The sequence below is a fragment of the Streptomyces sp. NPDC045967 genome (assembly GCF_056430495.1).
This window is the reverse complement of record NZ_JBWKLE010000006.1, coordinates 34,683-47,612: the sequence shown is the minus strand read 5'-3', so window position 1 is coordinate 47,612 and position 12,930 is coordinate 34,683. Positions and strand designations below refer to the sequence as shown.

General features: G+C 73.2%; 16 protein-coding genes. 13 read left to right on the top strand and 3 right to left on the bottom strand.

The window, feature by feature from the left end:
- Nucleotides 1-209 precede the first annotated feature (209 nt).
- Nucleotides 210-443: a hypothetical protein gene (locus tag AC07FY_RS14915; protein ID WP_479005593.1), complete on the bottom strand. Its 234-nt coding sequence runs from the start codon at nt 441-443 to the stop codon at nt 210-212.
- Between the two features lie 257 nt (nt 444-700).
- Here AC07FY_RS14915 and AC07FY_RS14910 point away from each other — a divergent pair, with 257 nt between their 5' ends.
- A complete protein-coding gene (locus AC07FY_RS14910; RefSeq protein WP_479005590.1) occupies nt 701-961 on the top strand; it encodes an acyl-CoA carboxylase epsilon subunit in 261 nt (86 codons plus the stop codon).
- Between the two features lie 50 nt (nt 962-1,011).
- On the opposite strand, the gene AC07FY_RS14905 is transcribed toward AC07FY_RS14910, so the two are convergent.
- The gene (locus AC07FY_RS14905) at nt 1,012-2,646 is read right to left on the bottom strand and encodes an FAD-dependent oxidoreductase (protein ID WP_479005587.1); all 1,635 of its coding nucleotides are present in this window, start codon (nt 2,644-2,646) and stop codon (nt 1,012-1,014) included.
- A 279-nt stretch (nt 2,647-2,925) separates the two neighbouring features.
- On the opposite strand from AC07FY_RS14905, the gene AC07FY_RS14900 reads away from it, so the two are divergent.
- The 9 genes from AC07FY_RS14900 to AC07FY_RS14860 all read left to right on the top strand — a co-directional run bounded on the left by AC07FY_RS14900 (nt 2,926) and on the right by AC07FY_RS14860 (nt 9,966).
- The gene (locus tag AC07FY_RS14900; RefSeq protein WP_479005585.1) at nt 2,926-4,023 is read left to right on the top strand and encodes a SchA/CurD-like domain-containing protein; all 1,098 of its coding nucleotides are present in this window, start codon (nt 2,926-2,928) and stop codon (nt 4,021-4,023) included.
- 58 nt (nt 4,024-4,081) lie between these two features.
- A complete protein-coding gene (locus AC07FY_RS14895; RefSeq protein ID WP_069918768.1) occupies nt 4,082-4,525 on the top strand; it encodes a cupin domain-containing protein in 444 nt (147 codons plus the stop codon).
- Nucleotides 4,522-5,793, top strand: coding sequence for a beta-ketoacyl-[acyl-carrier-protein] synthase family protein (locus AC07FY_RS14890; RefSeq protein ID WP_479005581.1), 1,272 nt, complete (start codon nt 4,522-4,524; stop codon nt 5,791-5,793). Before AC07FY_RS14895 ends, AC07FY_RS14890 begins: the two co-directional genes overlap by 4 nt.
- The gene (locus AC07FY_RS14885) at nt 5,790-7,025 is read left to right on the top strand and encodes a beta-ketoacyl synthase N-terminal-like domain-containing protein (RefSeq protein WP_479005579.1); all 1,236 of its coding nucleotides are present in this window, start codon (nt 5,790-5,792) and stop codon (nt 7,023-7,025) included. The genes AC07FY_RS14890 and AC07FY_RS14885 overlap by 4 nt, the downstream gene beginning before the upstream one ends.
- A 72-nt stretch (nt 7,026-7,097) precedes the next feature.
- Nucleotides 7,098-7,352 carry an acyl carrier protein gene (locus AC07FY_RS14880; RefSeq protein ID WP_479005576.1) on the top strand — a complete coding sequence of 85 codons (255 nt, stop codon included), beginning with the start codon at nt 7,098-7,100 and terminating at the stop codon, nt 7,350-7,352.
- 1 nt (nt 7,353) lies between these two features.
- Entirely contained in the window at nt 7,354-7,833 is a 480-nt protein-coding gene (locus AC07FY_RS14875; RefSeq protein ID WP_479005574.1) for an SRPBCC family protein, read from the top strand.
- A gap of 22 nt (nt 7,834-7,855) precedes the next feature.
- Nucleotides 7,856-8,197, top strand: a complete 342-nt coding sequence (locus tag AC07FY_RS14870) for a TcmI family type II polyketide cyclase (RefSeq protein WP_479005571.1) — start codon at nt 7,856-7,858, stop codon at nt 8,195-8,197.
- Between the two features lie 142 nt (nt 8,198-8,339).
- Entirely contained in the window at nt 8,340-9,260 is a 921-nt protein-coding gene (locus tag AC07FY_RS14865) for a MurR/RpiR family transcriptional regulator (protein ID WP_479006323.1), read from the top strand.
- 319 nt (nt 9,261-9,579) lie between these two features.
- Nucleotides 9,580-9,966 (top strand): hypothetical protein, encoded by a 387-nt coding sequence (locus tag AC07FY_RS14860; protein WP_479006321.1) that lies wholly within the window; start codon nt 9,580-9,582, stop codon nt 9,964-9,966.
- A gap of 9 nt (nt 9,967-9,975) precedes the next feature.
- Here the strand turns inward: AC07FY_RS14860 and AC07FY_RS14855 are convergent, their stop codons facing one another.
- A complete protein-coding gene (locus AC07FY_RS14855) occupies nt 9,976-10,350 on the bottom strand; it encodes a toxin Doc (RefSeq protein WP_479005569.1) in 375 nt (124 codons plus the stop codon).
- Nucleotides 10,351-10,545: 195 nt separating this feature from the next.
- On the opposite strand from AC07FY_RS14855, the gene AC07FY_RS14850 reads away from it, so the two are divergent.
- The 3 genes from AC07FY_RS14850 to AC07FY_RS14840 all read left to right on the top strand — a co-directional run bounded on the left by AC07FY_RS14850 (nt 10,546) and on the right by AC07FY_RS14840 (nt 12,678).
- On the top strand, nt 10,546-11,037 hold the full coding sequence (locus tag AC07FY_RS14850; protein ID WP_479005566.1) for a hypothetical protein: 492 nt from the start codon (nt 10,546-10,548) through the stop codon (nt 11,035-11,037).
- Nucleotides 11,038-11,084: 47 nt separating this feature from the next.
- Nucleotides 11,085-11,333 carry a hypothetical protein gene (locus AC07FY_RS14845; protein ID WP_479005563.1) on the top strand — a complete coding sequence of 83 codons (249 nt, stop codon included), beginning with the start codon at nt 11,085-11,087 and terminating at the stop codon, nt 11,331-11,333.
- Between the two features lie 187 nt (nt 11,334-11,520).
- Nucleotides 11,521-12,678, top strand: coding sequence for a hypothetical protein (locus tag AC07FY_RS14840; RefSeq protein WP_479005561.1), 1,158 nt, complete (start codon nt 11,521-11,523; stop codon nt 12,676-12,678).
- Nucleotides 12,679-12,930 lie beyond the last annotated feature (252 nt).

Sequence of the window (12,930 nt, the reverse complement as noted above, 5' to 3'; positions counted from 1 at the left end):
CCTGGTGTCGAAGTGGCGCCGGTCAGGCCCGCGGCGTCCGGTGCCGTGCGTCGCACGGCGGAGGGGCGCCCGTGTACTCGGGCGCCCCGACAATGCGGCGAGGTGCGGTGCCGGGCGTCGCGGGCCGGGCGGGACTTCGATGACAGGACCGAGGAGGCCGCGGAGGCGGCGCCGACGGGAACCGACCCGAACGGCCCAGCGCGCGCGGCTCAGCCGGGCGGGCCGAGGACCTCGCGCGCACCCGGCAGGTCATGGACGGCCGAGGCCGTCCCGGTGAGCGGCAGCAGCCCGGACAGCGGGCACAGCACCGGCATCTCGTGGTCGACCTCCCAGTCGCCGACGGCCGCGCCGCGGCTCTTGCGGCCCGGGCCGGCGTCGGTCGTGCAGACGGCGTACAACCGCCCGGCGCAGCCCCGGCAGAGCAGGGCGTCGTGGCCGGTCACAGGCGGACCGTCCGCGCCGCCGCGCCCGCGCCCCTGCGGCTCGCGCCGGTGCCCGACGTGCCGGGTCCGCCGTGCACTTGTAGCGTCGGTCGCGTCAGGAGTCCCGGTGATCCGACAGGAGTCCGCCGACCGGTGCGCACCCGCGCGGGACGCCCGGTGCGCGGACGACGCGCGCCCCGTGCGCGCGGCGCGCCGGACCCCGCGGACACCGCCCGCGCCGGAGCCGGGACGGCCCGTCCGACAGGCCGTCGCGGAGCGTGCGCACAGCACCCGTACGAGAGGCCGTGCCGATGCCGAACGACGTCTCCATAACGAGCCTGCTGCGTGTCGAGAGGGGCCGGGCCGGCCCCGAGGAACTGGCGGCCGTCGCCGTCGTGGTCGCCTGCTACGCGGGCCGGACCGGGGCCCTCGCCGAGGCGGCGCGGTGCGCGGGACGGGACGCCGGGCACGGATCCGGCCGGCGGCGCACCGTCCGCTCGGACGCCGGGTGCTGGGCGGGCTGCTGGGCCTGCGGCTGAACCCCGTCCGCCGGCCGGGCGCGGGACCGGCGGACAGGGGAGCGAGTCGGTCACCTCCGCCGCAGCACCTTCGTGAGGACCTCGAGCAGCGTCGCCGCGGGATCCGCGACGGCGCCCTCCGAACGCCAGGCCACGAACCCGTCCGGGCGGACGAGGACGGCGCCGTCGGCGCCCATCCCGTGCACCTCGGCCCAGTCGGCGCCGGTCTCCTGGAGCAGGTCGGCGTCCGGCCCCGAGCCGATCGCGTAGGCGTCGAGCCGGATCCCGGGAAGCTCCCGGGCCATGTGTTCGGCCGCCCGGCGCCACGGTGTCCCCGCCCCGCTGAGCAGGACGAACGAGCGCTCGTAGAGGTCGAGGGAGGAGATCCGCTCACCGGCCCGCAGCAGCCACATGTGCGGGGCCCGGGTGCCGGTGTCACCCATCAGGCGCAACGCCTCGGGGATGACCGGCCGCCCCGGATCGCCGCCGACGACCGCGCCGCGCGGGTAGCAGTAGCCCATCGCCGTGGGCAGGATCCCGCTGCCCGGTCCGCCGCCCATCGTGGGGGGCGGTGCGTAACCCGGGTGGCTGTGCTCGGCCGAACGGGCGGACGCGCGCTCGCTGGTGGCCCTGGCCACCGGCAGCCGCTCGGCCTCGTAGCTGTCCAGGAGGTCGATGTCCGCCGAGCCGTCCAGCACCGCGGCGATCTTCCAGGCCAGGTTGTGCGCGTCCTGGATACCGGTGTTGGAGCCGAAGGCCCCGGTCGGTGACATCTCGTGGGCCGCGTCGCCGGCCAGGAACACCCGGCCGACCGAGTACCGCTCCGCCACCCGTTCGGCGGCGTGCCAGGGCGCCTTGCCGCCGATCTCCACGTCCAGGTCGGGCACGCCGATGGCGTTGCGGATCTGCTCCACGCACCGCTCATCGGTGAAGTCCTCCAGGGTCTCCCCCCGGTCCGGGTGCCAGGGCGCGTGGAAGACCCACTGCGTGTCGTTGTCCACCGGGAGCAGCGCCCCGTCCGCGCCCGGGCGCATCAGGTAGCAGACGATGAAGCGCAGGTCGCCCAGCACCTCGATCAGCCGCTCCGAGCGGAAGGTGACGCTGACGTTGTGGAACAGCTCGCCGTTACCCGTCTGGGGGATCGCCAGCTGCTCCCGTACGGGGCTGCGCGGCCCGTCGGCCGCGATCAGGAAATCGGCCCGCACGGTGGTGTGCTCACCGGTTTCGCGGTTCTTGACCAGGGCGGTCACTCCCGTCCCGTCCTGGTCGAAGTTCATCAGCTCGGTGGAGAACCGGATGTCGGCCCCCTGCGCCCGGCTCTGCGCGGCCAGCACCGGCTCGATGTTGTTCTGGCTGCACAGGCACCACCCGGTCGGGCTGAACTTGCGCAGCGCCCCCGACGGGTCGACCGACTTGATCAGCCAGTTGTGGTCGCCGCCGGTCAGCGACCGGGCTTGCAGAATGCCCTGGACGCCCTCCAGCGCGGACGCCGCCCGGCGGATCGCGTGCTCAGCCCCCGCCGTGCGGAAGAGCTCCATGGTCCGGGCGTTGATCCCGCGGCCACGCGGGTGCGGGGAGGTACCGGAGTGCTTCTCGACCAGCAGGTGCCTCACTCCGTGACGGCTCAGGAAAAGCGAGGTGGACAGGCCCACGAGGGAGCCGCCCACGACGAGAACCGGTACGCGAACATCGGCGTTGTCTTCCATCAGCTGCGGGCTCCTGTTTTCTGTGTGGGGGAGTGGAGTCTTTATGCCCCCGATCGTCGATTGGGTCCGGTTGATTCGCCGGTTGTCACCCGCTTGATCCGGACATGTAGCGGTACGTCCCCACCCGGATGACGATGAGCGACAGCGGCTCCCCCTGAGATGCGCCGGCCCGCCGTCCCCCACCGGGACGGACGGCCACCGGCCCGGGCGGACGCCACCGGTGACGGACGAGGGGTCCGTACGCGATGGATCTCCACCCCCTCATGAAGGAGTGAGTAGATGACAACCACCCTGTCCGAACGGGTGTCGCAGTCAGCCTTCGACGGCTCCATGCTCCGGGTCGTCCTGCTGATGGACCTCCACGAGGGGACCCAGCAGCGGTTCTTCGAGGCGTACGAGCAGCTCCGCCACGACATCGCGTCGGTTCCGGGCCACATCAGCGACCAGCTGTGCCAGTCCTTCGAGAACCCCTCCCAGTGGCTCATCACCAGCGAGTGGGAGAGCGCGCCGCAGTACCTCGCCTGGGTCAACAGCGAGCACCACGCCGAACAGGTCAAGCCGCTGGGCGCGTGCGCCCGTGTCATGCGCCCGCTGAAGTTCACCGTCCTGCGCGAGACCGGCCGCAGCTACGACCAGGCGACCCGGCCGTCCAGGGTCAAGCTGCAGCCCGTGCCCCGGCTCGGCGCCGGCATCGTCCGCCACGCCCTGACCTTCACCGTCAAGCCGGGCAGCGAGAAGGAGGTCGCGGCCATCCTCTCCAGCTACGCCTCCCCGGCCGCCCGGGTGGACGACCACACGCGGCTCTGCCGCACCTCGCTCTTCATGCACGGCAACCGGGTGGTCCGGACGGTGGAGGTCCGGGGCGACCTGATGGCGGCCCTGCGGCACGTGTCGGAGCAGCCGGAGGTGCGGGCCGTGGAAGAGGCCATCAACCCGTACCTGGAGCAGGACCGGGACCTCAACGACCACGAATCGGCCCGCATGTTCTTCATGCGGGCCGCGCTCCCCGCCGTGCACCACGTCGCCGCGGGGGACCCGGAGCACGAGGACGTCACCCGCCACGCGCTCTTCTACCCGGCCAAGCCCGGCTGCGGCGAAGCACTGGCCCGCTTCCTCTCCCGCCAGGACGAGGAGGCCGCGCACCGTCCGGAGAGCCCCGTTCGGAGCAGCAGCATCTTCCAGCGCGACGACATGGTCGTCCGCCTCGTCGACGTGCGCGGCCCGCTCGACGCCGAGCCCGACAGCGTCCTCGGGGTGCGCGGCCCGCGCAAGGCCGCCGTACTGGACCGGCTGACGGCCGCTCCCGCCGGGCGGACCGGCGCCGCCCGCCACACGATGAACCTGATCACCGACCGCCGGGCGCCCGCGCAGTCCTGACCCCCGGACCCCGACCCCCAGCCCGTCCAGGCTTCCCACACGCCAGGGAGAACCCGCTATGACCAGACAGCGTCCACGCATCGTCGACCTCAGCGAGACGCCGCCGAACCGCCGGCGCGGCGGCGACCTGAGGGCCGTGCTCACCCCGACCTCGGTGGGCTCCACCAGCGGCTTCATGGGCCTGGCCGTCATGGCCCCGGGTGAGTCCATCGCCGAGCACTACCACCCGTACTCCGAGGAGTTCGTCTACGTCGTCGCCGGCCGGCTGGAGGTCGACCTCGACGGCGAGGCCCACCCGCTGCGCACCGACCAGGGCCTGCTCGTCCCGCTCAACGTGCGCCACCGGTTCCGCAACGTCGGGGACACCGAGGCCCGCATGGTCTTCCACCTGGGGCCCCTCGCCCCGCGCCCCGAGCTGGGCCACGTGGACACCGAGGCGGCCCCGAACCCGGAGGGCACCGCGTGGGAGCAGCCCCCGGACCGCACGGGAGCGGTCTCGTGACGCGCCGCCGGGTGGCGGTCACCGGGGTCGGCGTCGTCGCGCCAGGCGGGATCGGTGTCTCGGCCTTCTGGGACCTGCTCGCCAACGGCCGCACGGCGACCCGCGGCATCACCCTCTTCGACCCGGCCGGCTTCCGCTCCCGGATAGCCGCCGAGGTCGACTTCGACCCCGCCGAGCACGGCCTCGACGCGGAGGAGACGGCCCGGGCGGACCGGTACATCCAGTTCGCCCTGGTCGCCGCCCGCGAGGCGCTGCTCGACTCGGGGCTGGACCTCACCACCGACGAGGCCTGGCGCACCGGCGTCTCCCTGGGGACCGCCGTCGGCGGGACCACCCGTCTGGAGCACGACTACGTCGCCGTGAGCCAGTCGGGCGCCTGGTGGGACGTGGACCACAAGCTCGCCGGACCCCATCTGCACCGGGCGTTCACCCCCGCCACCCTCGCCTCCGCCGTCGCGGAGCAGACGGGTGCGCGCGGGCCGGTGCAGACCGTGTCCACCGGCTGCACGTCCGGACTCGACGCCGTCGGCTACGCCGTCCACTCCATCGCCGAGGGGCGGATGGACGTGTGCATCGCCGGGGCCTCGGACTCACCCATATCGCCGATCACCGTGGCCTGCTTCGACGCGATCAAGGCGACCTCGCCCAACAACGACGACCCGGCCCACGCCTCGCGGCCCTTCGACGCCGACCGGGACGGGTTCGTCCTCGGCGAGGGCGGCGCCGTCCTCGTGCTCGAGGAACTGGAACACGCCCGCGCCCGCGGGGCGCGCGTCTACTGCGAGATCGGCGGCTACGCCACCTTCGGCAACGCCCACCACATGACCGGACTGACCGCCGAGGGCCTGGAGATGGCGCGGGCCATCCGCACCGCCCTGGACCAGGCCGGGATCGCCGCCGAGGACGTCGACTACGTCAACGCGCACGGATCCGGCACCAAGCAGAACGACCGCCACGAGACGGCGGCCGTCAAGCAGGTCCTGGGCCGGCACGCCTACAAGACGCCGATGACCTCCATCAAGTCGATGGTCGGCCACTCCCTCGGCGCCATCGGGGCGATCGAACTGGCGGCCTGCGTGCTCGCCATGACCCATCAGGTCGTACCGCCCACGGCGAACTACGAGACGCCGGACCCCGAGTGCGACCTGGACTACGTACCCCGCACCGCCCGCAGCCGCACGCTGCGCAGCGTGCTCTCGGTCGGCAGCGGTTTCGGCGGGTTCCAGTCCGCCGTGGTCATGACCCGGCCCAAGGAGGAGGTCTCGTGACCCGCCGTACGGTCATCACGGGCATCGGGGTCGTCGCGCCGAACGGGATCGGCGCCGACGACTTCTGGAAGGCCACCCATGCCGGATTCAGTGTGCTGGACCGCGTCACCCGGGCGGGCTGCGAGCACCTCCCGCTGCGCGTCGCCGGAGAGGTGCGGGGCTTCGACCCCGCCGCGATGGTCGAGGAGCGCTTCCTCGTCCAGACCGACCGGTTCACCCACCACGCGCTCGCCGCGGCCGACCTCGCCCTGGCGGACGCCCGGCTCGGCCGGGCCGACTACGAGGCCGACCCCTTCTCGGTCGGGGTGGTCACGGCCGCCGGGTCCGGCGGCGGCGAGTTCGGCCAGCGTGAACTGCAGCGGCTGTGGGACCAGGGCCCCCGCTACGTCGGCCCCTACCAGTCGATCGCCTGGTTCTACGCCGCGAGCACCGGCCAGATCTCCATCCGCCGCGGCCTCAAGGGGCCGTGCGGGGTCGTCGCCAGCGACGAGGCGGGCGGTCTCGACGCCTTCGCGCACGCCGCACGGGCCGTCCGCCAGGGCAGCCGGGCGATGCTCGTCGGGGCGACGGAGGCGCCCCTCGCGCCGTACTCCATCGTCTGCCAGCTGCAGTACGAGGGGCTGAGCACCGCCGAGGACCCCGAACGCGCCTACCGGCCCTTCACCGCCAAGGCGTGCGGATACGTGCCCGCGGAGGGCGGCGCGATGTTCCTCGTGGAGGACGAGACCGCCGCCCTCGGCCGGGGAGCCACGGTGCGCGCCGAACTCGCGGGCCACGCCGCCACGTTCAGCGGCACCCGGCGGCCGGACGAGGCCGGCGAGGGCCTCGCCCACGCGATCCGGGGCGCCCTGCGGGAGGCCGGCTGCGCACCGGAGGAGATCGACGTGGTCTTCGCCGACGCACTCGGCACGCCGCAGGCCGACGCGGCCGAGGCGGCGGCGATCGCGGCCGCCCTCGGCGGCCACGGGCGCCGGGTGCCGGTCACGGCACCGAAGACCGGTACGGGCCGGGCGTACTGCGCGGCGCCCGCCCTCGACACCGCCGCCGCGGTGCTGGCCCTGGAGCACGGCATCGTCCCACCGACACCGAACGTCTTCGACGTGTGCCACGACCTGGACGTGGTGACCGGCAGCGCCCGGTCCGCGGACCTGCGCACCGCCCTGGTGCTGAGTCGCGGCCGGATGGGCTCGAACTCCGCGCTCGTCCTGCGCAAGGGCGCGAAGTCCCCCTGACGGCGGCGCGGTCCACACCGGGCCGGCTTCCGGCGCGAGCCGCGCGGGCCCCCGTAGGAAGAGAGAACCACCATGTCCGACCGACTGACCCTGGAGGAGCTGGCGGCCCTGATGAAGACCGCCGGCGTCACCGTCGACCCCGCCGAGCTGGCGAGCCGCCCGGACTCCGCGTTCGACGAGTACGGCCTGGACTCGCTGGGCCTGCTCGGCATCGTCGGTGAGCTGGAGAACCGGCGCGGGCGGGCGCTGCCCCCCGACGCCGACCGCTGCAAGACCCCCGGCGAGTTCGTCGACCTCGTGAACAACCACCTGATGACAGGAGCCTGACATGCCCGGACACACCGAGAACGAGATCACCGTCAACGCACCCGTGGACGTGGTGTGGGAGATGACCAACGACCTCCCCAACTGGCCCCAGCTCTTCAGCGAGTACGCCTCGCTGGAGATCCTGGAGCAGAAGGGCGCCACCACCCGCTTCCGCCTGACCATGCACCCCGACGAGAACGGCACGGTGTGGAGCTGGGTCTCGGAGCGGACCGTGGACCGCGACAACCTCACCGTCCGCGCCCGGCGCGTGGAGACCGGCCCGTTCCAGCACATGGACATCCACTGGCAGTACTTCCCGGTGCCGGGCGGCACGCGGATGAAGTGGACCCAGGACTTCGCGATGAAGCCGGACGCGCCGGTCGACGACGCGTGGATGACCGACAACATCAACCGCAACTCCCCGATCCAGATGGCGCTCATCCGGGACAAGATCGAGCAGCGCGAGCGCGACAACCGCACGCCCGCCGTCAGCCGGGTCTGAAGCGAAGGGTGGAGGACCCGCAATGAACCAGACGCACCGCGCTCTCATCGTCGCCCGCATGGCGCCGGGATCGGCCCCGGACATCGCCGAGTTGTTCGCCGGCTCGGACGCGGGCGAACTGCCTCACCTGGTCGGGGTCACGCGCCGCAGCCTGTTCCAGTTCGGCGATGTGTACATGCACCTGATCGAGGCGGACCGGCCACCTGGCCCCGCCATCGCCCAGGTCACCGACCACCCGGAGTTCCGGCAGCTCAGCGCGAGCCTGACCGCCTACATCAGCCCGCACAACCCGGACACCTGGCGCAGTCCGAAGGACGCGATGGCCCACGAGTTCTACCGCTGGGAGAACCCCGCCGCGCGGTGAACCGCGCGGCCCGGACGGGACCCGCACACCGGTGTGTGCGGGTCCCGCCGCGTGCGGTGCCCGCCCCGTGGACGGATCTTCGTCGGCCACGGGGCGTGAGCTATGTTTGAGCGTGAGTGACAGAGTCAAGGAGGCCCTTCCGGTGTCATCGGGGCAGCAGGCGCGCGCTCAGGCGGCGGCGATCAAGCCGAGCGGGCAGTCGTCGTCGGAGGAGTTCCGCCCCCCTGCCGACCGGCTCCTCGCGCTCTTCGACGGCCGCCGGCTCTCCCCGGGCCAGCGCCGGATCGCCCAGTACCTGATCGACCACCTCACCGAGGCCGCCTTCCTGTCGATCACCGAACTCGCGGAGCGGGTCGGCGTCAGCCAGCCCTCCGTGACCCGGTTCGCCTCCTCGCTCGGATTCAGCGGCTACCCCGCCCTGCGCGACGTGCTCCAGCCCATCGCCCTCAGCGCGGTCGCCGGCGCCCCGGACACCCGCGAGGAGATCCGCCGCAACGAGCTGCAGGCCGCCGTGGACGCCGAGATCGAGAACCTGGAGAACGTGCGCCGCCTGCTCGCGGACACCAACCAGGTGCTGGACATCGGCCGCGAGCTGGCCGGTTCGGTGCCGCTGACCGTGCTCGGGCTGCGCATCTCGGTCTCGCTGGCCGAGTATTTCGCCTACGCCGCCCGGCGCATCCACCCCGACGTGCGCCTGGTGACCCGCGGCGGCAGCGTGGCCTACGACGCGCTGCTGCAGTCCAAGGCGGCGGGCGGGACGTGGGTCCTGGCCTTCGCCATGCCCCGGCACGCGAAGGAGACCCTGGCCGCCGTCCGGGCCGCCCGCAGTACGGGGCTGCGTGTCGTCCTGATCACGGATCCGACGCTCGGGCCGCTGGTGGACGAGGCGGACGTGACGCTGAAGGCGGGAACCGGCTCGCGGCTGGTGTTCGACTCCTACGCGGCCCCCGGCATGCTCTCCGCCGCGCTGCTCCAGGCGATGGCGGACGCCGATCCGGAGCGCACCCAGGCACGCCTCGAGGATTACGAGCACGTGGCCGACCAGCACGGATTCTTCCTGTAAGCCCTGGTCAGAGCGGTTTCGCACGTTGTCCGGCCGGGGCGGTATTCAGTTTTCACCGTGCATGAAATTTTTCATACTCTTGCCTACTCGACGGTATATATGTTTACTGACGGCGGCGCTCCGGATCCACCAGATGCCAAGGAGGAGGACCCCCTCCTGAACGCACGCGCGCCGCGACGACCTCCTCACGTCGCGGTGCGCGTCGAGTCCAGGCCTTCGGATCCCGCAGAGCGCCCCGGCGGCCTCGGTCAACCCCTGGACCGAGGCCGCCCCCAGCCACGTCTCGATCAGAGTTCGACACCCCTCGGAAGTGACGAGAATGCCCCTGACGGCCACCATCACCCGCAGCCCGGACTGGCCCCTGCAGGTCAAGGCGCCCGGTTCCCACGACTGGGAACGCTCCGCCACACGCTGGCTGCGGGACCTCCTCCCGGCCCGCTACGGCAGCTACCTGACCCTGACCCGCCACCACGCCCTGCTGGCCCGGCACGTCCAGCTCCAGCTCCAGCACGAGATGCGCGCGGTACGGGTGGCCCTGCAGACCAGCCGGGCCGAGTTGCCGATGCTGGGCCTGGGCGAGGCCGCCATCGAGAACACGATCCGGATGTACGCCGTCGAGCTCGAGCAGCTGGGGCGCCTCGCACGCGGCGCCCGCCTCGTCTCCGACGCCCTCCTGATGGGAACGCCCGCCCAGCGCAGGCGCTGACGGCGTGCCCTACACGGGCTGCCAGGAACGCAGCCGTGCGGCCACGTCGAAGACGGTCGCGCGGAACGTGCGGATGTCGGCGATGAGGTCGCGCCACATCTCGTACGGGGCGTCCACCGCTTCGCCGGAGGCCTCGATGTAGGCCACGGCCACCCCGTAGCCGAAGAACTCGTGCGAGTCGGGGAGCGGGCGCAGCAGGACGATCGCCTCCAGCAGGGCGGCCGCGCGCCAGTACGCGTCGGGGTCGTCCACGTCCAGGCTCGGCGTGTTGACCCGGTGCCGGGCGACGGCGGCGACCAGCGCGGAGTGGTCGGCCACCGCCACGTCCTTGAACAGTGACTCCTGCCGCTCCAGCAGCCAGCGGTGATCGATGTGCAGTTCCACGCGTCCGAGTATCCCCTTCCGGGGCCCGGGCGGGGGGCTGTTCGCGGAGCACGCCGCCCGCCGCCGGGCCCGCGCACCGCGGCGACGGGTGGTCTCGGTCCGGTGACTTCCCCTTTTGCCCCCGGCACGGGTGTTCCGCCGCGCGGGCTGCGACTCCTACGGTCGGTGCAGCACAGTTCCGGATCAGGAGGCAGCGTGGAGCGCGAGATCGGCATGGAGCAGCTGGTGGCGGCGATGAAGGCGGTCGACGGGGCGGGACGCCTCTTCGAGGAGGCGCTCGCCGTGTACGAGGCGCGGGGACCCAGACGCACCGGTGACGACTTCACGGTGGCCGGCGGCTCCGTCCAGACCCTCCAGGGGGCGGAGGAGATGGCTCGCGGGGCCCGCAGGTTCCTCACCGAACTCGCCGTGCTCGCGGGATTGACGGCGGCGGGCCTCGCCGACCGGGCGGCCGGACGGGCGCAGGTCGTGCGGGCGGGGTTCACGGGTCTCGGTGGCGGGGGCTCCCGGATGGCCCGGCCGCTGCTCGCCCCGACGGTGGAGGGCCTGCGGCTGCTGCTGGAGGTCGAGCTCTTCGAGCCCGCGTTCAAGGAGGAGATCACGCGGGTGCTGGGCGCCGAGGCGGCCAGCTATCCCGAGCCGTCCACCCTGCGCGTCCCGCGCGCCGCGGCGGCCCGCACCTCCTGAGCGGTCCCCGGGGTGCCGCGTCCGGCCGCGGGGGAGAGGCTGGAGGCATGCACCACGCACCGGTCGTCGTCCACCGCATCTTCCCGTCGGGAGGCCGCCAGGTCACGCTGCGGGCCGCCGGCCGCGAGGAGTCCCTCGGGGTGGCCCGCTCCGACGAGGACGTCATCGAGTTCCTCCGGCGGGCCGGCGTGCCCGACCCGGACGACGTGGTCCTCGGCGGCACGGAACTGCTGGAGTGGGACTCCGACGACCCCCATGTCTACGCCGCCGATCCACCGACCGCCGACCTGCCCTGACCCGGTGCGGGCCGCGTCCGGTGTCCCTGGCGGAGGGGCTGCCGACCGGGCCGGAGCCGGACGGATGCGGAGCCGTCCGGCGGACCCGACCCCGGCATCGACGGCTTGCCGCGCTGCCGTACATTGTCCCACGGCCCTTGGGCCGGGCCGGACATAAGGGACGATCGCGGGCAGGAGTGGGCAGGACATGGCGCGACGCGGACGGGCGGAAACCGACCGGGGGGCCGCCGCAGGTGAACCCCCGGTCCCGGGCTCCCGGATCGCCGCGGCGGCCGAGGGCGGACACGCCACCGCGGGCTGGCTGCGCCTGGGGCGCGACGGCCGGCTGACCGCCTACGCGAGCTGCGCCGAGGGCCTGGTGCGCTGGACCGAGTCGGCGCCGGGCTCCGACGTCTGGCAGGGGCCCGACCTGTTCCCCGTGGAGGGCTGGACCGGCCGGTTCACGCTGACCCAGGACGCGGGCGGCTTCGTCTGGTTCGCCGCCCTCCGCCACCGCGACGGGGCGCCGGAAGGGCGTGAGTTCGCGATAGCCGCCCAGTACCAGACGGGCCGGCCGCTGAGCGGCTGGCGCGTCGTCGGCAACCCGTTCCCGCCGGGCGACGCGTCGGCGCCGCCGCCGGGCGACCCCGTCGTCCTCGCCGACGGAGCGGGCTCCCTCCACTACTTCGTCACCCGGTTCGGAGTCGGCGTCCGCGCCCGGACCCAGCGCCCGGACGGGTCGTGGAGCGCATGGGCCGACCACGAGCTCACGTGGGTGCGCGGTGCGGTCGTCCCCACCGTCCTGGACCAGGGCCGGGTCGGGTTCCTCGCGCCCTTCCGGGGCGGCGCCGTGCGGTTGGGTCAGGAGAAGCCGGGGGAGGGGTGCTTCGCCTGGCTCGGCCGGATGGAGGCGGAAGCCGTCGAGGGCACCTACAGCACGCTCGGGACGAGCCCCGGCGTGGTCACCCACTTTTGGCGCGCCCCGGCGGACGGCGCCGTCGTCGCCTGCCGCCCGCAGGGGATCGGCGTGGTGACGAACAGCGGGTTCATGTCCCTGGGCGGAGCGGGCGGAGTCGGCCCGGTCGGGGTCCTGCGCACGACCGTCAACGGCTACGACTGCACGGTGCTGCTCCAACGCGGGGCCGAGGGGTACCCGGAGATCGCGGCCTATCCCACGGAGGGTGAGCGGTACGGGGCCTGGTGGGCCCCGGTCGGGGACCGGTGCGCCGGGCTCCCGGCCATGGCCCTGGACGCCCGCGGCTCGGTCACGATCGCGATGATCGACACGGATGGCGGGCTGAGGATCGCCCGGCAGGATCTCACGGCCGAGGGGCTGGCGTTCGGCCCCTGGCGCCGCGTGGGGTGACCTTCATCACCGGGTCGTCTCGACCGCCGGTGTGAATTGCCCATTCCGGTCTTTCTCCCACCCAACCGCGCAGTTGGCGACCCCGCGGGACCTGCGATGCAGTTGCTCATTAACACATGCGAAACATTGCGCGGCCGAGGCGTTTCCGAATACTTGCTCGGCGTCAAACGATTGGCCTAGGCTGCACACGCCCTGTGAGGATCGCATAAGTGTGCGGTCCGGTATGCGGGCCGGACGGGCGAGGCGAGGGGT

Bases quoted from the DNA above. Each gene is read 5' to 3' on its own strand.
- AC07FY_RS14860 (WP_479006321.1), top strand. From the start codon at position 9,580: ATGCCCCTGACGGCCACCATCACCCGCAGCCCGGACTGGCCCCTGCAG.
- AC07FY_RS14895 (WP_069918768.1), top strand. From the start codon at position 4,082: ATGACCAGACAGCGTCCACGCATCGTCGACCTCAGCGAGACGCCGCCG.
- AC07FY_RS14905 (WP_479005587.1), bottom strand. From the start codon at position 2,646: ATGGAAGACAACGCCGATGTTCGCGTACCGGTTCTCGTCGTGGGCGGC.
- AC07FY_RS14875 (WP_479005574.1), top strand. From the start codon at position 7,354: ATGCCCGGACACACCGAGAACGAGATCACCGTCAACGCACCCGTGGAC.
- AC07FY_RS14840 (WP_479005561.1), top strand. From the start codon at position 11,521: ATGGCGCGACGCGGACGGGCGGAAACCGACCGGGGGGCCGCCGCAGGT.
- AC07FY_RS14870 (WP_479005571.1), top strand. From the start codon at position 7,856: ATGAACCAGACGCACCGCGCTCTCATCGTCGCCCGCATGGCGCCGGGA.
- AC07FY_RS14900 (WP_479005585.1), top strand. From the start codon at position 2,926: ATGACAACCACCCTGTCCGAACGGGTGTCGCAGTCAGCCTTCGACGGC.
- AC07FY_RS14845 (WP_479005563.1), top strand. From the start codon at position 11,085: ATGCACCACGCACCGGTCGTCGTCCACCGCATCTTCCCGTCGGGAGGC.
- AC07FY_RS14880 (WP_479005576.1), top strand. From the start codon at position 7,098: ATGTCCGACCGACTGACCCTGGAGGAGCTGGCGGCCCTGATGAAGACC.